Raw genomic sequence first — 18474 nt, forward strand, 5'->3', positions numbered from 1 at the left:
TATTCATCCGCACAAATCAATATAAAGCCCTTTATTTAAAACGAATACCACACCTAAAATTATATTTTAAGGGCGGAATTTGATATAAAAACTTAGGAAAATAGGGTGCTATAAACTGAATAACACCCAAACTTATGAGACTTCCTAAAAGTGCACCTGCTAAAATATCAAAGGGATAATGTACACCCACAAAGATGCGCGCCCAACAGATCAAACACAAAAATACGGTGGCAAATTTAAAAGTAACTTTGTATCGGTAAAAATAAAAGTTAGCTGCATAAGATGCAATGGTTAAGGCATGATTACTAGGAAAAGAAGCTGTTGCACGATGTTGAATAAGCGGTGTCGTCAGCCCTACCACGAATGGGCGAGGATGAAAATAAAAAAGAGAAATGAGATAACCTATGAAAAGAGATGCACAAATACTCATGCAAATGCTTAGCACAACACACCGTTCCCTCTCCCCACCACAAAACCACAACGCACAAAGATGGAGAGGAATAATATAAATTAAAAACTTTGCACAAAAAATACTAAACAAAACTACAATCGACCAAGCTTGATGATTGCCGACAAACATTTCAAAGAGTGTAACATCAATCTGGTTTAAAAAGTCCATTTTTCCCTCCTTTGCCTTTATATTACAGTATTATCTTTTTGTAGAAGAAGGAAATATATCAAGATTTAACAAATCAATTTTTTTGTGTGCATAAACTTGCTATTTTAAAAGATAACCTGTAGATATGAAATATTCGTTGCCGGCACTTTAGCTGGAGGTTGAACGGAGGGCTGAAAAATATCAGTAGGAAATACAATGTTTCCGGCCTCCCGTATCTCCGCTCTGAGATGTCTCGAATTGTAAACGCGTCCTTTCTTCTTTGGATTTCCAAAAAAGACAAGTCGCAGAGGCTTTGCGCTAAAACCGGTGAAATTTAATTGAAGAAAGGCAAAACAATGGCTCTTTATGAACATATGTTCCTTGCCCGACAAGACATTGCACCGCAGCAAGTTGATGAACTTTTGAGTCTCTACAAAGGTGTCATTGAAGCGCATGGTGGAAAAGTTGGGCGTATAGAAAATTGGGGACTTCGTCCTCTTGCTTACCGTATTCGTAAAAACCGTAAAGCTTATTATGTCTTAGTCAATATTGATGCACCAGCTTCAGCAATTGCTGAAGTGGAGCGTCAGATGCGCATCAATGAAGATATTTTGCGTTATATGACCATTCGCGTAGAAAAACACGAAAAAGAAAAATCTGCTATGCTCTCACACCTTGATCGCAATAGTCACATTGGACATGATGAAGAGCGTCCTCGTTTTCCACGTCGTCAACGTGAAAATACTATAGAAGGGGTAGAATGATGACTGATACTAATCAAAACTCTGCACGTCGCCCCTTTCATCGTCGTCGTAAAACATGTCCTTTTTCAGGGACCAATGCTCCCAAAATTGATTATAAAGACATCAAGTTGTTACAACGTTATATTTCCGAACGTGGGAAAATTGTTCCTTCACGGATTACTGCTGTTAGTCAGAAAAAACAGCGTGAATTAGCTAATGCTATCAAACGTGCTCGCTTTTTAGGCTTACTTCCGTACGTTATAAAGTAAGCAATCAATACGCTAAGCAACTGGAGAGTTTCTCCAGTTGCTTTTCTTATATGGTTAAAAAATAGCTTGTTGTATCCTATGTTAAGCTATTAAATGTCAAAGTTGGGGTATTGACACGCCTCTAACTGCAGAAAGCAGGACAGCAATAAATGAAAAAAAATCGTACTTATGAGATATTAACCGGTATTTTGGCAGGATTATTTGCTGTTGTGATAGGACTGGCAATCATCAGTGTTGCAAATATCGCGCCCTTTTTTTCTCTTCTTCTTGGCTGCTTTCTTTCATTGCCAATTTTTATTGTTGCGTTCGGTCAAGGAACATTAGCCAGTCTCATCGCCCTCATAAGTGCCACTGTTGTTCTTATCATAACCACTAATACCTATATTGCTCTTGGCTTTATGTTCTTATTTTTCCTTCCTGCTGTCTATGCTTCTTGGCTTCTTGGGCTTGCACGACCAGCGCAAAAAGAAAACGAACTGATATGGTATCCATTATCATCGGTTATTTTTCATTTAACTAATTTTATCGCTCTTATAGCAACTTTCATTGGGCTTTATGTTCAAACACGTCCTTCCACACCCATCGTTGCAAAAAAAATCACCGAAAACATAGCACAAACTCTGCAACAAACACAGTCAATAAAAGAAGCCGATATACGCGCTTTTAATGAGCTTTTAATGACGCATACAGCAACTTTTACTGCTTTTTCTTTGACTATTTATAGTTTGGTTTTTCTCATTGGTAACCTTTACTTTTCCATGATAGCAGCACAACATATGAAATGGCTGAAAAGACCCCGTGATGATTGGAGCCAAACTCTCCGCCTTCCAATTTCTGGAATTATTATTTTTATTATTGTTTGCATAGCATCGATGATTGAGTTGAGCGCTTCTCTTAACTTGAGTACCCGTGTCTTTAGTACTGCATACATTGTCATCATATTAATTAGCGGTCTAGCATATCTTCACAATATTACAAAAGGGGTAAACGGTCGAATTATTATACTTTCTCTTGTTTATATTGCTATTTTTACAGTCGTTTTTACTCCACCTATTGTTTTCATGATGCTTTTGATGGGAATTTGGGCTGCTATTCAATACAATTTTCAATCACGCAAAAAACTCCACTAAATTTATTTGTTCGAAAGGAAAAACTATGGATATTATTTTACTTGAGCGCATTCCTCGTCTTGGTCAGATGGGTGATATTGTCTCAGTTAAAGATGGTTATGCGCGTAATTTTCTCTTGCCTCAAGGTAAAGCTTTACGCGCAAATGAAGCTAATAAAAAACATTTTGAGGTACAACGTGCACAACTTGAAGCACGTAATCTTGAACGCAAAAGCGAAGCGCAAAAAATTGCTGAAAAACTTGATGGACAATCATTCATTGTTGTTCGTTCTGCTGGTGAAACAGGACAACTTTATGGTTCTGTGTCAACACGTGATATTGCTGAAATCATAACAGATGAAGGCTTTTCTATTGGAAGAAATCAAATCGAACTTAATCATCCAATAAAAATGATCGGTCTTCACACTATCACTCTTAGCTTACATCCAGAGGTTCAAATTTCTGTGATTATTAATGTTGCGCGTTCTACCAGTGAAGCACAACGCCAAGCAGAAGGTGAAACCCTCACTTCGGCTAAAGAAATATATAATATTCAAGAAGAATTATTAGAAGAAAGTCAGGAAGAATTATTGGCAGAAGAAATTAATGACAACGATATAAACAGTTCTCATCAAGAAGCTTAATTGCTATTTTTGCTTTCTGTTTTATATTTTTTATTCCATTTTAAATATCGCTCATAAAATACTCACACTTTAAAAGTGAGTATTTTATGGCTATCGTACATAAAGAACCTAATTTTTATGAAAGAATTAGAAATATATTATTTAAAGGCATTACATGCCGAGAATGATAATATCACTAAGAGTGAAATGTCTTTTTTTTTCCAGCATATAAAGCAAAAATAATTTAAAGTTCTACCCTTAAGGCTAAAGTTTGTATGAGCGTTAAGTTGATTATATCCTCACATGATCTGAAATAATTTCAGTTATAAAAAAATAATTCTACTTACACAGATATTGGAATTTTAAGGTTAAGTAACTTAAAAATACTTAAATTTAGAGTAGCAAAACTTCCACTTTAAAATCACATATTATAAAATAAAATAGATAGACGTTATATAAATAATACACAAATGATAAATGAGGAACGAAAAGAGAGTTTTAAAAAATTATATAATTTTAACTTAAAATGAAGATTTGTAGCTCTATTCTTTTAATTATACGATTTTCAATTTATCGCCTAAAGTAGCTAGACTTAGAATTTTAGTGGAAAAATATTATGGAAGAAACTAACGTTGTTAATGTCAGCTCTTCAAAGAAAGAGGATTCTCCTTCTTTTCGGCAACTTCCGCATAATATTGAAGCTGAACAGGCATTGCTTGGTGCCATCTTTATCAACAATGATTCTCTTGACCGCGTTTCAGATTTTCTAAAACCAGAACATTTTTTTGAACCATTGCATCAAAAAATTTATCATGTTTTATCTCACCTTATTAAAATAGGAAAACGTGTAGATCCAGTTACAATCAAGCCCTATATCCAAATGGAAGAAAAAATTGGAGATATTACTGTATACCAATATGTTGTTCGCTTAGCCACAGAGGCAGTCACTATTATTAACGCTGAAGATTATGGACGCGTCATTTACGATCTCTTTATCCGACGGTCTTTGATTAACCTTGGAACTCAAGTTGTCAATACAGCCTTTGATGCTCCTGTAGAACTCACACCTACCCAACAAATTGAAACTGTTGAAAATCAGTTATTTGAGCTAGCAGAAAAAGGGAAATATGGAGGTGGATTTGAAAATTTTAATGAGGCTATTAAAAAAGCTATCGATATGGCAAGTGCTGCGAAAAAGCGCTCTTCACAATTATCAGGGATAGCCACCCATATTAAAACACTTGATGAAAAAATGGGAGGATTACAAGCATCTGACTTAATTATCCTTGCGGGCCGCCCTGGTATGGGTAAAACCTCACTGGCTACCAATATTGCCTTTAATATTGCTAATGCTTATAATCGTAATGCCAATATCCAAGAAAATGAAGGCGGCATTGTGGGATTCTTCTCACTTGAGATGTCATCCGAACAGCTTGCAACCCGTATTATTTCTGAACAAACAGAAGTCTCTTCTTCTGATATTCGGCGTGGCAATATTTCAGATGAACAATTTTCAAAAATTATTCGTGCGGTGAACCAACTACAAAAGGCACCACTTTATATTGATCAAACTGGGGGAATATCAATTACGCAATTAGCTGCTCGTGCGCGGCGTCTCAAGCGGCAACATGGTTTAGATATCTTGTTTATTGACTATATCCAACTCATGACAAGCAGTTCAAAGCGTTCATCAGAAAATCGTGTTCAAGAGATCACAGAAATTACCACAGGATTAAAAGCATTAGCAAAAGAATTGAATATTCCTATTATCGCTCTCTCTCAACTTTCTCGTCAAGTAGAAAATAGAACAGATAAACGTCCACAGCTCTCAGATTTACGTGAATCTGGTTCAATTGAGCAAGATGCCGATATCGTTCTGTTTGTCTATCGCGAAGAATACTATCTCAAAAATGAAGAACCAAAACTAGGTAGCTTGGAACATACGAAATGGCAAGAAATAATGGATAAAGCTTTTGGAAAAGCTGACGTTATTATTGCAAAACAGCGCCATGGGCCGACAGGAATCGTGCCCCTTGCCTTTCAATCTGATTTCACACGCTTTAGTGATCTGGCCGATAGCAATTACCTTCCAGAGCAAATTGGTTAAATCGACATGGCGCGTAATCGTATTCAATTTATCTGTCAAAATTGCGGAACCATCCATTCCCGTTGGGCAGGAAAATGTAGCGCTTGTGGGGAATGGAATTCCCTTATCGAAGAAACTATAAATAGCGGCATAGGAAGTGGTCCTAAGCAGAATGCTCGTAAAGGACGCATTGTCACACTCACATCTCTTTCTGGAAATATCGAAGATGCTCCACGTATTCATTCTGGTATTGCTGAACTTGATCGTGTTACCGGTGGGGGCTTTGTCCGTGGATCAGCACTCCTTGTTGGAGGTGATCCGGGTATTGGTAAATCAACATTGCTGACACAAACAGCCGCTGCTTTATCACGTAAAGGATATAATGTCATCTATGTTTCAGGTGAAGAGGCTATTGCGCAAATTTGTCTGCGCGCACAAAGGCTTGAAGCTAACAATACAGAAGTGAAACTTGCTGCTGAAACCAATGTTGAAGATATTCTGGCAACCTTAAGCGAACATAAAAACCTTGATATGGTGATTATCGATTCGATTCAAACCCTATGGTCAGATACAGCAGATTCAGCACCTGGCACTGTCACACAAGTACGTATCGGTGCTCAAGCAATGATCCGCTTTGCCAAGAAAACAGGAGCCGCCGTTGTTCTTGTTGGGCATGTTACAAAAGATGGACAAATTGCTGGTCCTCGAGTCGTTGAACATATGGTTGATGGCGTTCTCTATTTTGAGGGTGAAGGAGGACATCATTATCGCATTCTTAGAACTGTAAAAAATCGCTTCGGACCAACAGATGAAATTGGTGTCTTTGAAATGTCTGATAAAGGATTACGCGAAGTGATAAATCCATCTGAATTATTTTTAGGGGAACGTAATGAAAAAGCACCAGGCGCTGCTGTTTTTGCAGGAATGGAAGGGACACGCCCGATACTCGTAGAAATTCAAGCGCTTGTTGCTCCTTCTTCCCTTGGGACACCAAGACGTGCGGTTGTCGGATGGGATGGAAATCGCCTTTCTATGATTCTTGCCGTTTTAGAAGCTCATTGTGGCATTCGTTTTGGACAGCATGATGTCTATCTGAACGTGGCAGGTGGATATCGCATATCAGAACCTGCTGCTGATTTAGCTGTAGCCGCTGCTTTGGTATCTTCTCTTGCCAATATCGCATTGCCAACGGATTATGTATATTTTGGTGAAGTCAGTCTTTCAGGAGCTACCCGCGCTGTTGCACATTCAGCACAGCGCATCAATGAAGCAAAAAAACTCGGCTTTCAAGGAGCCTTTCACCCCACAACAACAACCGAAATGATGAAGTCGCTCAACTTTCAACAAAAAACTTTCTCCGACCTTCCCGAACTCGTTGCTACTCTTACCGTAAGTAAAAAATGATCTGCACCACAGATATGATAATATAGAAAAAACTCTATAAAATACAAAAGATCCTTGCTATAAGAACAAAAAATGGCATAACAAAAAATATATTTGCACACAGACTTAAAAGAACACAACTTTATGTATAAGGAACAAACAAATGATCATAACAATCCTTGATGGAATTGTCGTAGTAATCATCCTGTTGTCCGCTTTTCTTGCTATGCTTCGAGGATTTTCACGTGAAGTGTTATCGTTGATTTCTTGGGCAGTTGCAGCTGTTACGACACTGTTTTTATTCAAACCTGTCTTACCTTTCTTTGAACAATATCTCTCTAATAAAATGATTGCATTGATCACAACATTGGTCACAATTTTTATTATTGTTCTCATTATTACTTCAATTATTACAATGAAGATCTCTGATTTTATTATTGATAGTCGAATTGGTATCCTTGACCGTGCTATTGGTTTTATTTTTGGAGCACTTCGTGGTTTACTTATCATGGTCATCGGTATGTTACTGCTTAATGCACTGATTAAACCCGAGCTTCAAGCGAATTGGTTAAAAAATGCAAAAACAAGGCCTATTTTAGATTCATTGGGACAAAAAGTTTGGGAAATACTCCCCAAAGATATTGGATCTGTTCTCGAAAAGACGGAAAATTTGTTTAAAGACAGCAATAAACATACGTATGAGCAACACTCTCATGAAAAGATAATTTTCAAAAAATAGAGAATAGTTTTTCATGAGGAAAGAGAACTAAATGATGTAAAATGTGATATTAATGATTCCTCCATATCACAACTGAAAGAATATGATGATAAAAAGCGATGTTTTCTGTCAAGAATTTTCATTAGATGATGATACCCTTCATGAAGAATGTGGAGTTTTTGGTATTCTTGGGCATGAAGATGCCGCAACATTAACAGCTCTTGGACTCCACGCACTTCAGCATCGTGGGCAAGAAGCAGCTGGGATTGTTTCTTACCATAATAAAATATTTCATCAAGAAAAGCATTTAGGTCTTGTTGGCGATCACTATACAAACCCTGCAACACTTGCCCGCTTACCAGGAAATCGTGCTATTGGACATACCCGTTATTCAACAACTGGAGAAGTGGCATTACGCAATGTTCAACCCCTTTTTGCTGAATTGAAAGTTGGAGGTATTGCTATTGCGCATAATGGTAATCTTACCAATGGTCTCACATTACGCCGTGAACTCATCGCTTCTGGTGCTATCTGTCAATCAACGTCAGATTCAGAAGTTTTTCTCCATCTTATCGCCCGCTCACGTTATGAATCGTCCTCTGATCGTTTTGTTGATGCGATTCGGCAAGTAGAAGGTGGGTATGCTATGTTAGCGCTCACACGTACAAAGCTTATTGCGGCACGCGATCCAACAGGAATTAGACCTCTCGTGATGGGGGAACTTGATGGTAAGCCTATCTTTTGTTCTGAAACTTGTGCTCTTGATATTATTGGAGCAAAATATGTCCGTGATGTTAAAAATGGAGAAATCATCATATGTGAAATACAAAAAAATGGGGAAATTACGAAAAAAATTATAAAACCAGAAAATACAAAACCAGAAAAACTTTGCTTGTTTGAATATGTTTATTTTGCCCGCCCGGACTCAATCGTTGGAGGGCGTAGTGTTTATACAACACGTAAAAATATGGGAATCCGTTTAGCACAGGAAGCCCCTTGTGAGGGTGATGTTGTGGTTCCTGTTCCTGATGGAGGAACGCCTGCTGCAATTGGCTATGCACAAGAAATTGGAATTCCCTTCGAGCTTGGTATTATTCGTAATCACTATGTTGGCCGCACTTTTATCGAACCAACACAACAAATTCGCGCTTTTGGCGTCAAGTTAAAACATTCGGCAAACCGTCCTGTGATTGAAGGAAAACGTGTTATTCTGGTTGATGACTCTATTGTGCGTGGAACAACATCCCTTAAAATTGTACGAATGCTTCGCGATGCAGGAGCAAAAGAAGTTCATATGCGCATTTCTAGCCCTATGATTTTTTATCCTGACTTTTATGGTATTGATACACCTAAAGCTGAAAACCTTTTAGCAAATCAATATCCAGATTTAAAATCTATGTGTGATTTTATTGGAGCGGATTCATTAGAATTTCTTTCAACTGATGGATTATATCTTGCTGTAGCAGGGGAAAAACGGAATAACGCCGATCCACAATTTACTGACCATTATTTTACTGGATATTATCCTACGCATCTGGTTGATCAAGAAAATCTCTCCAAAATTCATCAATCATCTGTTCTTAAAACAAGAGATTAATGATGACAAAACGTGACTTTAGTCTCCATGGGCGTGTTGCACTTGTTACTGGCGCATCAAGAGGGATTGGCTATTATTTGGCACTCGAGCTTGCTGCACGCGGTGCTCATATTATTGCTCTTGCACGAACAGTCAGTGGACTTACTGAATTAGATAATCAAATCCGAGAAAAAGGAGCTCATGCAACCCTTGTTCCCCTTGACTTGCATCATATGGAAAACATCGATACCCTTGCTATCTCAATTGCCAAACGCTGGAAAAAACTTGATATTATCGTTGCAAACGCAGGAATTCTTGGAACACTCTCACCAATAGCGCATATAGAAAACACGGTATTTGAAGATGTTTTTCAAATAAATCTTTTCAGCCAATGGCGCTTAATGAAAGCCGTTGAGCCTTTATTACGTGAATCTGATGCTGGACGAGCCATCCTGTTATCCTCAAGCGTTGCGCATGCTGCGCGCCCTTTCTGGGGAGCTTATGCAGCCTCTAAAGCGGCTTTAGAGGTGATTGCCCGCTGTTGGGCAGAAGAACTCAAACAAACCCCTATTAAGATTAATTGTGTCAACCCTGGTGCCACACGCACTGCCATGCGCGCTGAAGCTATGCCCGGTGAAGATCCACAAACTCTTCCTTTACCACAAGAGGTTGCAAAAAAGATAGTCCATTTGTTATCACCTGATTTAAAGGAAACTGGAAAACTCTTTAATGTCCATAAAAATCGGTTTGTAGATTATCATGTACCTGATTGATCATCATATGAGAAGTAAATCGTTTGACTCTCTCTTTTTCCTGTGCTTTTCGACAGAAGAATGAAGCACTTTATAATTCTTGGATAGCTTTAGCATCAGCCTTTTTCTCTTCTAAAGTAGCACGTTTATTATAAGCGATAAAACTACAAGGGAGAAAAATCATATAGCTAACAGCTGTAATCAATAAAGTTTCCCATGTGTAAGTCGCAAGAAAACCGACATAAATAACAATGACCAACATGCAAGGTATAACGATATCGCGCCTTAAATTTTGATCAATTGTTTTTGCATTCCATACCGGTAAACGACTAATCAAAAGAAAAGCAATAATTACAGTATAAAGACTAAAAAATAATGCCCACCCCCAATTGGGGACCAAACCAAGAGTGCCTAAATAGGTAGGCAATAAAAGTAATAATGCTCCTGCTGGTGCTGGAACACCAACAAAATAACTTCTCTGCCACTTAGGTATATTGGGGTTATCTAACATCACATTAAAACGTGCTAATCGCAAACAACAAGCAACACAATAAACAAGGGCAGCAACCCACCCAATATGATTCGCTTGATTCAAGATAAAAGAATAAACAATGAGTGCAGGGGTAACACCAAAATTTATAACATCAGCAAGAGAATCCATCTGTGCCCCAAAAGATGAACTACCATCTATTAAACGGGCAATGCGACCATCAGCACCATCTAAAACTGCGGCCAAAAGCACCATTAAAATAGCAGCTTCATAGCGATGTTCAAAAGCCAAACGAATGCTGCTCATCCCTGCACAAATTGCTAAAATAGTAATGATATTGGGAATGACATACCGCATTGATGTAGGTGAACGCCGCCGATTTGCAACATCATCATGCTGCCCCTCAGGATTGAATGAAGAAAATGGCGAAAAATTTTTCATTGTGAGTCCTAATCGTATCTGAAGTCCGTTGTGGCACTCTTATCATCAAAAGAACCCAAAACTGTTTCTCCAGCAATTGCTGTCTGTCCAACTGCAACACGCAATTTCATTTCAGTTGGTATATAAACATCAAGGCGAGAACCAAAACGAATCAATCCAAATCGCTCACCAGTTATAACGGCATCGTTTTCTTTTGACCAGCAAACAATCCGGCGCGCAACCATTCCCGCTATTTGTACGACACCAATTTTACCATGTTTGCTATCAATTACCACCCCATTACGCTCATTAAACTGACTAGCTTTATCAAAGTCAGCATTGGTAAATCGACCTGGATGATAAACGATAGACTCTACTGTACCACTGATAGGAATACGATTAATATGGCATGAAAAAACATCCATAAAAATGGAAATACGGATCATTTCATCTTTCCCTAATCCTAATTCTTCAGGTGGAACACATGATTCCACAAATGAAATACGCCCATCTGCAGGCGACATAACCCAATTTGAATTCAAAGGGATCACACGATCTGGATCACGGAAAAAGTATACACACCACACCGTGAGAACGAGACCAAACCAAAACAACGGACTCCATATCCAACCAAGAATGAGCGAAATAACAAAAAACGCTACAATAAAAGGATAACCTTCTTTATGAACCGTTACAAAGCTATTATGGAAAGATTGCAGAATACTCATATAATTTCCTATTCATCGTAAACTTAAACAAGCAACAAAGCTTTTTGTTCCTCTTGTGTCTTTTTATGTATTTAATCAATCACTCCATATAAAGATATAGATTACATTTTGCTCTATTTATTTTTTACGATTAACAACACTCGTCTCATCTTCTTCACGCATTTTACGTAATTTTTCTTCTGCTTGCGATGCTTCAAGCTGCTTATTCCACATTGAAGCATAGAGACCTTTCTTGCGTAAAAGCTCTGTATGCGTCCCATTTTCAATAATACGACCACTTTTAAGAACTAAAATTTCATCCGCATTGATAACAGTAGAAAGACGGTGCGCAATAATCAATGTTGTACGTCCACGGCTTACAATATCCAATGCTTGTTGAATTTCCTGTTCCGTCGCCGTATCAAGAGCCGCCGTTGCTTCATCTAGAATAAGAAGTGGAGGAGCTTTTAAAAGTGTCCTTGCAATAGCCACGCGTTGTTTTTCACCACCTGATAATTTGAGACCTCGCTCTCCTACCATAGACTGAAAACCTTCCGGTAAAATTTCAATAAATTTTGATATTTGTGCCATTTCAGCAGCTTTGCGCATCTCTTCATCTGTAGCACTTGGACGCCCATAGCAAATATTATAGGCAATTGTATCATTAAATAACACCGTATCTTGTGGGACCATGCCAATCGCTTCACGCAAACTCTTTTGTGTTACGTCACGAATATCCTGCCCATCAATTGTGATAGAGCCTGCATCAACATCATAAAACCGAAAAAGCAACCGAGAAATAGTAGATTTACCGGCACCCGATGGACCGACAATAGCGACTGTTTTTCCTCCAGGAACTTCAAAATCAATATCTCTGAGAATCTGACGTCTCGAATCATAGGAAAACTTTACCTGATGAAAACAAATGGTCCCATCGCTTATCTCTAACGGTTTAGCATCCGATTTATCAACGATCTCTTTCTGAACATCTAAAAGATCAAACATTGCTTCAATATCCGTTAAACCTTGTCGAATATCACGATACATTGAACCAATAAAATTTAGTGGAATGGAAAGTTGCATTAAAAGCGCATTAATAAAAACAAAATCTCCTAAAGTTTGTGTCTTATAAAAAACTTCATAAGCTGACATCAGCATCATGATCGTCATTCCAATACCAAAGATAAGAGTCTGACCAAAATTAAGCCAGCTTAAAGATGTCCAAATCTTTGTTGCGGCTTTTTCATAACCTACCATAGAAGCATCAAATCGATCGGCTTCTAGAGTTTCATTACCAAAATATTTGACCGTTTCAAAATTCAAAAGAGAATCAACAGCGCGAGTATTCGCCTCAGTATCCGCTGTATTCATTTTTTGTCGAATGCGAATACGCCAATCACTCGCCTTAATGGTAAACAAAATATATAATCCAACCGTTACAACAACAATGAGAAGATAATGCCACCCATAACTTATATAAAATACCAGTGCCGTTAATATAAATTCTAAAACTGTTGGTACTGTACTAAGAATTGAAAATCTTACGATCGCTTCGATTCCTTTTGTTCCACGCTCAATCACACGAGAAAGCCCACCTGTTCGGCGTTCCAAATGAAATCGCAAAGATAACTCATGCATATGTACAAAGGTTTTATAAGCTAATTGACGAACAGCGTATTGACCAACAGTGGCAAACAGGGAATCGCGTAATTGATTTAATCCAGCCTGCATAATACGCGCGACATTGTATGCCAAAACAAGCATGATGGGAATAATCCAACTGGATGGGAACCATTCAGGTAGCTGAAAGCTTGAATCAAGCACATTCGTAGAATATTTAAATAAATACGGTACAGATATGAGAACGAGCTTAGCCAAAACAAGATAAAATATTGCCCATAGCACACGCATTTTTAGATCACGCCGCCCTACCGGCCACATATAGGGCCATAAATTGTAAAGTGTGTGCAGAGTCTTCCCTGTATCTGATGATACAGTTTTTGTCATTTCATTGCGTTTCATAAAGTCCTTACTTCTCTATCATCCGCACAAACAGGCAAAATACCCTCTGTGGTTATTTATAGATTCATCTCTTCATTATGGCTTCCAATAAGCTATACCTACCCGTTTTTTGAAGTTAGACTGTTTTTGAAAAAGGAACAAGAAATAATCCACTATACAATTTATTATTTTGATCTGTATTTTCATACCACTCTGCTGCAAATAAATTTTCAACTTTTACATGTTTTTTTTTCAATTCTGCCTGAAGCCATTTTTTTGTTTTACCAATCTCTTTCAGCCCCTTATCAAGAATTTCACCATTTTGTATTAAAATGATAGACTTCTTTCCTTCTTCCTTTTTAATAACGGAACAATCGCCATTGGTTTCTAAACGAACGAAAGCAGCTTCATGTAAACTACAGCCTTTAATGCGCAACATTGTAATCAGATCATTCACACTGATACCTAATTTTTTAATCTTATCCACTTGAAATACTCCATCTAAAACCAATGCAATATGTCGTCCTGCAATAAGACGACGAAAAAAAACTGAATAGCGCATCAGAAAATTAAGAGATGTGACTAAAGTCTGCCAAATAAATAAGACAATCAACAATTGAATACTGCTAACATCCGGACTATAAATAACGCCTCCAATAATACTTCCCATGACAAAATTACTTACCAAATCAACTGGCGTCATTTGACTAAGACTACCACGACCTGTGGTTCTTAAAATCAAGAGGAAAGCGATAAGTCCTACAACTAGTTTTAGTGCAACATACCCATAATGATATAAAAATTCCATCATATTCTCCTTTTTTATGGAGCTGCTGGAATAGAGACATTAGTGTCGCTTTATTTCCCACACAGTTATGCGCTCACTACTCTGCGGATCCTTACTGTCTTTTAAAAGAACCCCCTTGGCTGCAAGCTCATCACGAATTGTATCCGCAGCTTCCCACTCTTTATTATGGATAAGTCTTAGTCTTTCGGCAATGCGCTGATCAATAAATTTTGTATCAAGGAAAGTTTTTCTCGTAAATAATGGGCAATCTATTTCTTTAATCCATTCTTGTCTTAACAGTCCTAATAAATTCATCCCATTCAGAAGAGCCAAAGCATTTCCTTCTTTATAAAATTTTCGCAAAAGAGTCAGTGCTTTTGGAGTATTAAGATCATCACTAAGTGCATCTATCAAAGTATCATCAATTGCTTCATTGTTTTTCATCTCACTCTTTTTGCTGCGAAGCCATTCATACCAACGATACAGTTCGCTGCTCGATTGTATTAAACGCTGTGCTGTCCAATTTAATGGTTCACGATAATGCGTTTGCAACATCGAAAAACGCGCAGACAAACCAGCCCAATTTTGCTTCATTTCATCGGTTAAAATACCATTAAACTCCCCCAAATTATTCTCTAAAACAGAACGAATAGTTATGAAATTGCCAAAGCTTTTCGACATCTTTTTGCCTTCAACTTGTAAAAAACCATTATGCATCCAAAAATTAGCCATTCGCTCCGTCCCAAAAGCTGAACAACTTTGTGCAATCTCATTTTCATGATGAGGAAAAATTAAATCAATTCCACCACCATGGATATCAAAAACATTGGCGGTCGGATCATCACAGGTTAAACCACCGCCATAGGGCGCTAATAACTTTGCCATTGACATTGCAGAACATTCAATATGCCAACCTGGACGACCTAAAACAGGAATTCCGCCCGGTGATTTCCAACCTGGTTCTCCTTCCACAGAAGGCTTCCACAAAACAAAATCCATCTCTTCCCTTTTATAAGCAGCAACATCGATACGCGCCCCCGCCCTCATTTCATCTAAAGAACGATTTGCAAATGCCCCATAATGGGGAGGATTTTTTATGCTACTTACAGAAAATAATATATGATTTTCCGCTTCATAAGCGTGCCCCTTTTCAAGCAACCTTTCAATTAAAGAGCGCATCTCCTCTAAATGCTCAGTGGCGCGTGGCTGACTGGTTGGCAACAGACAACCAAGTGCTATGGTATCTTGTTGAAACTGAGAATATGTACGTTCTGTTAAGTGACGAATAGCCTCATTCAATGATACGTTTGGATATTCGCTAGCTGCTCGTGCATTAATTTTATCATCGACATCTGTAATATTACGTGCATATAGAACATGCTCATTACCATAAACATGACGCAATAAGCGAAATAAAATATCAAAAACAATAACAGGACGTGCATTTCCTATATGCGCATAATCATAAATTGTCGGTCCACAAACATAAAGGCGTACTCTTGTCGCATCTATTGGTGTAAATTTTTCTTTTTTACGTGTTAGCGTATTATAAAATCGCAACTCTTTCATTTATTGACTCCATGGACGATATTATGCACCGATCCTTTTAGATGTATCTTATCTCAAATCATTGTATTACGCGGTTTAAGCTAAAAACTTGTATCTTATAGTAAATTCTTCTTACCATTTTCCCATTGTATTTACGGCTGTATTCATCGTTTATCATAAAAACAATCTATTTTATTTGATTGGACAAAAGCGTTCTATCATTAGAGATGCTTTCTCTCCTTAAAGAAAATGAGCTTAGAAAAAAATCTATAGGCAATACAATATAAATCTATGTGAAAAATAGATAGCTTGCAGGCAGAAAATCTTAAATTTTTAACCACACAAAGCTTCGTCAGTATTTTCAATATTCCACAATGGGTTCCTTACTGCCTCTTACGCCCTATATTTTATAATCAATAATTGAGAATAATGTAGCAATTAACTTTATTTTTTTACACCGTTCTCATGACAAAATTATTTTATCTTTACAGAGTTTTATTCAAAGAAAGCAATAAAAATAATGCGGTATAGATTGATGAACATCATTATTTTAATATTTCTTGTCATTTCAATGCCAACCTTTGCACAACAATCTCCACCTTATGAAAAAAAATTACTCCGACTAGCAGAAATTTTGGGATCATTGCATTCTCTCCAAAATCTTTGCGAGCCTCCAACAAACCAATGGTATGACTATATGAATGCACTGATTGAAGCAGAACGCCCCATTCCACAAAGACGTGCTTATTTTTATGAAGCGTTTAATGAAGCGTATCGTGCTTTCTCAGAAAATTATCATCATTGTACACAAGCAGCCATTGAAGCCAACCAAAGATACATTGAGGAAGGAAGAATTTTATCTGAAAACCTCCTCATGCATTATAAATAATTAATCTATACAAAAAGTAGCTCTCTCAATCTTAGCGATATCAATGATACTCCTTTCACAAATGCGGGGAGCAATAAACCAGCTCTGAAAATAGAGAGACGTTTAAAGAATAATGTCTTGATACGCTTTTATTCATATGCGCCTTTTTCCCCATACAAAACTGTTCTTTGGCTTCCTCCCCACACTTTAACGGACAAAGATTTTTAACTAAATTTGCTCTGTAAATAATCTAGGTTCTTGTTGAACAAGGTTTTTCTTGGCTTCTAACACATGTAATTTGCTGCATAGTTTCTACAAACAAGCCTAAGAATATTCACCTCGCATTAAAAAAACACTTATGTACCAAAGAGGCTGACATACCCTATATCACCACTCTAAAAGATGGTATTTTACGGCATACTTATAATTTTAATTTGTTTACACCAAAGTTTCCATAAATTTAACAGGCTCTCCTTGTGAAGGTGTAACAATTTCACCTTCCCACATAACGCGCATACCACGGATAATAGTCCCAACAGGCCAACCTTTAACTTTTTGACCATCATAAGGTGTCCAACCGGTACGCGAACCAATTAAGCTATTCGTAATAATTTCTTCTCGCTTAAGATCAACAATGGTTAAATCAGCATCAAACCCAACAGCAATGCGCCCTTTACAACTTATACCAAAAATACGACTAGGACCATGTGAAGTGAGATCAACAAAACGTTCAAGAGATATTTTTCCTGCATTCACATGTGTCAACATAATTGCTGCTGTTGTTTGCACGCCTGTCATACCTGAAGGTGAAGAGGGATAAGGTTGAAGTTTTTCTTCAAGAGTATGAGGCGCATGATCTGAACCTAAGACATCAATAATTCCTTGTTGAACACCGTACCAAAGAGCGTCACGGTGGCGCGGCTCACGAATAGGCGGATTCATCTGAATTAATGTACCAAACTTCTTATAATCATCAGCCGTGAGCGTCAAATGATGTTGTGTCACTTCAATTGTTGCAACATCCTTATGTTTTTTTAGAAAATCAATTTCTTCTTCTGTCGAAAGATGTAACACATGAATCCGAGCCTTCGTCTCATGAGCAATTTTTACCAAACGCTGCGTACATTTTAATGCCGCAACTTCATCACGCCAAATCGGATGTGACGATGCATCCCCTTCAATACGCAATATTTTACGCTCTTTGAGCCTCGCCTCATCTTCAGAATGAAAAGCCGCACGACGGCGTGTATTCTTCAAAATAAGGCGTACACTTTCATCATCATCAACCAAAAGATCACCGGTAGAGGACCCCATAAAGACTTTAATTCCAGCCGCACCAGGAAGTCTTTCTAATTCAGATAGTTCATGAGCATTTTCACGCGTTCCTCCAACCCAAAATGCAAAATCACAATGCATTCGATGAAATGCGCGTTGAACCTTATCGCTTAATGTTTCTTCTGATGTTGTCAATGGATTGGTATTAGGCATTTCAAAAACTGCCGTAACACCCCCTAACACAGCAGAATACGAGCCACTTTCAAAATCCTCCTTATATTCATTTCCTGGCTCACGAAAATGCACTTGGCTATCAATAATTCCTGGTAAAATATGAAGCCCCGTACAATCAATGACCTCACTAGCCGATGCACATGTAAGATCGCCTATTTCAGCAATACGACCATTTGTAATACCAATATCACGCTTGCTTCTTCCATCATGATTCACAAGTGTTGCACCTTTAAAAATTGTATCAAATGTTTTAAACATAACCACGCTCCTTACATATTGCTCACTTAT

Annotated in this window: 17 protein-coding genes; 10 read left to right on the forward strand and 7 right to left on the reverse strand. The window is 37.8% G+C overall.

The features are described 5' to 3' along the window. Positions 1-31: 31 nt before the first annotated feature. Positions 32-619: an undecaprenyl-diphosphatase gene (locus ACFIKX_RS01465; protein ID WP_375612934.1), complete on the reverse strand. Its 588-nt coding sequence runs from the start codon at positions 617-619 to the stop codon at positions 32-34. Positions 620-954: 335 nt separating this feature from the next. On the opposite strand from ACFIKX_RS01465, the gene rpsF reads away from it, so the two are divergent. The 9 genes from rpsF (at position 955) to ACFIKX_RS01510 (ending at position 9877) form a co-directional block, all read left to right on the forward strand. Next, positions 955-1362, forward strand: coding sequence for a 30S ribosomal protein S6 (gene rpsF / locus ACFIKX_RS01470; RefSeq protein ID WP_375612935.1), 408 nt, complete (start codon positions 955-957; stop codon positions 1360-1362). Beyond that, complete coding sequence (gene rpsR / locus ACFIKX_RS01475; protein WP_012754957.1) at positions 1362-1610, forward strand: 30S ribosomal protein S18; 249 nt, start codon at positions 1362-1364, stop codon at positions 1608-1610. The genes rpsF and rpsR overlap by 1 nt, the downstream gene beginning before the upstream one ends. A 149-nt stretch (positions 1611-1759) precedes the next feature. Next, a complete protein-coding gene (locus tag ACFIKX_RS01480; protein ID WP_375629257.1) occupies positions 1760-2740 on the forward strand; it encodes a hypothetical protein in 981 nt (326 codons plus the stop codon). 25 nt (positions 2741-2765) lie between these two features. Beyond that, positions 2766-3362: a 50S ribosomal protein L9 gene (rplI, locus tag ACFIKX_RS01485; RefSeq protein WP_273791080.1), complete on the forward strand. Its 597-nt coding sequence runs from the start codon at positions 2766-2768 to the stop codon at positions 3360-3362. A 595-nt stretch (positions 3363-3957) separates the two neighbouring features. After that, positions 3958-5448, forward strand: a complete 1491-nt coding sequence (locus ACFIKX_RS01490) for a replicative DNA helicase (RefSeq protein WP_375610161.1) — start codon at positions 3958-3960, stop codon at positions 5446-5448. Positions 5449-5454: 6 nt separating this feature from the next. Further along, entirely contained in the window at positions 5455-6831 is a 1377-nt protein-coding gene (radA, locus tag ACFIKX_RS01495; protein WP_375612937.1) for a DNA repair protein RadA, read from the forward strand. 142 nt (positions 6832-6973) lie between these two features. Next, on the forward strand, positions 6974-7549 hold the full coding sequence (locus ACFIKX_RS01500; protein WP_375629260.1) for a CvpA family protein: 576 nt from the start codon (positions 6974-6976) through the stop codon (positions 7547-7549). A gap of 82 nt (positions 7550-7631) precedes the next feature. Then, complete coding sequence (gene purF, locus ACFIKX_RS01505) at positions 7632-9125, forward strand: amidophosphoribosyltransferase (protein ID WP_375610159.1); 1494 nt, start codon at positions 7632-7634, stop codon at positions 9123-9125. 2 nt (positions 9126-9127) lie between these two features. Then, the gene (locus ACFIKX_RS01510) at positions 9128-9877 is read left to right on the forward strand and encodes an SDR family NAD(P)-dependent oxidoreductase (RefSeq protein WP_375613045.1); all 750 of its coding nucleotides are present in this window, start codon (positions 9128-9130) and stop codon (positions 9875-9877) included. Between the two features lie 70 nt (positions 9878-9947). Here the strand turns inward: ACFIKX_RS01510 and pssA are convergent, their stop codons facing one another. The 5 genes from pssA to cysS form a co-directional block, all read right to left on the reverse strand. Further along, positions 9948-10787 carry a CDP-diacylglycerol--serine O-phosphatidyltransferase gene (gene pssA, locus ACFIKX_RS01515; RefSeq protein ID WP_375611225.1) on the reverse strand — a complete coding sequence of 280 codons (840 nt, stop codon included), beginning with the start codon at positions 10785-10787 and terminating at the stop codon, positions 9948-9950. Positions 10788-10795: 8 nt separating this feature from the next. Continuing rightward, positions 10796-11494 (reverse strand): phosphatidylserine decarboxylase, encoded by a 699-nt coding sequence (locus ACFIKX_RS01520; protein WP_375629265.1) that lies wholly within the window; start codon positions 11492-11494, stop codon positions 10796-10798. Positions 11495-11611: 117 nt separating this feature from the next. Next, positions 11612-13495, reverse strand: a complete 1884-nt coding sequence (locus ACFIKX_RS01525; RefSeq protein ID WP_375620728.1) for an ABCB family ABC transporter ATP-binding protein/permease — start codon at positions 13493-13495, stop codon at positions 11612-11614. Between the two features lie 115 nt (positions 13496-13610). Beyond that, positions 13611-14282, reverse strand: a complete 672-nt coding sequence (locus ACFIKX_RS01530) for a DUF421 domain-containing protein (protein WP_375611298.1) — start codon at positions 14280-14282, stop codon at positions 13611-13613. Between the two features lie 39 nt (positions 14283-14321). Next, entirely contained in the window at positions 14322-15830 is a 1509-nt protein-coding gene (gene cysS / locus ACFIKX_RS01535; RefSeq protein ID WP_375629268.1) for a cysteine--tRNA ligase, read from the reverse strand. A gap of 499 nt (positions 15831-16329) precedes the next feature. Between cysS and ACFIKX_RS01540 the strand changes: the two genes are divergently transcribed. Then, positions 16330-16698, forward strand: a complete 369-nt coding sequence (locus ACFIKX_RS01540) for a TIGR02301 family protein (protein ID WP_375612942.1) — start codon at positions 16330-16332, stop codon at positions 16696-16698. 417 nt (positions 16699-17115) lie between these two features. Here the strand turns inward: ACFIKX_RS01540 and ACFIKX_RS01545 are convergent, their stop codons facing one another. Beyond that, entirely contained in the window at positions 17116-18444 is a 1329-nt protein-coding gene (locus ACFIKX_RS01545; RefSeq protein ID WP_375629271.1) for a dihydroorotase, read from the reverse strand. Between the last annotated feature and the right edge of the window lie 30 nt (positions 18445-18474).

The sequence above is a fragment of the Bartonella sp. CM86QHHN genome (assembly GCF_042194695.1).
Classification (GTDB): domain Bacteria; phylum Pseudomonadota; class Alphaproteobacteria; order Rhizobiales; family Rhizobiaceae; genus Bartonella.

Excerpts from the sequence above, each read along its gene's own strand:
- ACFIKX_RS01465 (WP_375612934.1), bottom strand. The coding sequence starts at position 619 with ATGGACTTTTTAAACCAGATTGATGTTACACTCTTTGAAATGTTTGTC.
- rpsF (WP_375612935.1), top strand. The coding sequence starts at position 955 with ATGGCTCTTTATGAACATATGTTCCTTGCCCGACAAGACATTGCACCG.
- rpsR (WP_012754957.1), top strand. The coding sequence starts at position 1,362 with ATGACTGATACTAATCAAAACTCTGCACGTCGCCCCTTTCATCGTCGT.
- ACFIKX_RS01480 (WP_375629257.1), top strand. The coding sequence starts at position 1,760 with ATGAAAAAAAATCGTACTTATGAGATATTAACCGGTATTTTGGCAGGA.
- rplI (WP_273791080.1), top strand. The coding sequence starts at position 2,766 with ATGGATATTATTTTACTTGAGCGCATTCCTCGTCTTGGTCAGATGGGT.
- ACFIKX_RS01490 (WP_375610161.1), top strand. The coding sequence starts at position 3,958 with ATGGAAGAAACTAACGTTGTTAATGTCAGCTCTTCAAAGAAAGAGGAT.
- radA (WP_375612937.1), top strand. The coding sequence starts at position 5,455 with ATGGCGCGTAATCGTATTCAATTTATCTGTCAAAATTGCGGAACCATC.
- ACFIKX_RS01500 (WP_375629260.1), top strand. The coding sequence starts at position 6,974 with ATGATCATAACAATCCTTGATGGAATTGTCGTAGTAATCATCCTGTTG.
- purF (WP_375610159.1), top strand. The coding sequence starts at position 7,632 with ATGATGATAAAAAGCGATGTTTTCTGTCAAGAATTTTCATTAGATGAT.
- ACFIKX_RS01510 (WP_375613045.1), top strand. The coding sequence starts at position 9,128 with ATGACAAAACGTGACTTTAGTCTCCATGGGCGTGTTGCACTTGTTACT.
- pssA (WP_375611225.1), bottom strand. The coding sequence starts at position 10,787 with ATGAAAAATTTTTCGCCATTTTCTTCATTCAATCCTGAGGGGCAGCAT.
- ACFIKX_RS01520 (WP_375629265.1), bottom strand. The coding sequence starts at position 11,494 with ATGAGTATTCTGCAATCTTTCCATAATAGCTTTGTAACGGTTCATAAA.
- ACFIKX_RS01525 (WP_375620728.1), bottom strand. The coding sequence starts at position 13,495 with ATGAAACGCAATGAAATGACAAAAACTGTATCATCAGATACAGGGAAG.
- ACFIKX_RS01530 (WP_375611298.1), bottom strand. The coding sequence starts at position 14,282 with ATGGAATTTTTATATCATTATGGGTATGTTGCACTAAAACTAGTTGTA.
- cysS (WP_375629268.1), bottom strand. The coding sequence starts at position 15,830 with ATGAAAGAGTTGCGATTTTATAATACGCTAACACGTAAAAAAGAAAAA.
- ACFIKX_RS01540 (WP_375612942.1), top strand. The coding sequence starts at position 16,330 with ATGCGGTATAGATTGATGAACATCATTATTTTAATATTTCTTGTCATT.
- ACFIKX_RS01545 (WP_375629271.1), bottom strand. The coding sequence starts at position 18,444 with ATGTTTAAAACATTTGATACAATTTTTAAAGGTGCAACACTTGTGAAT.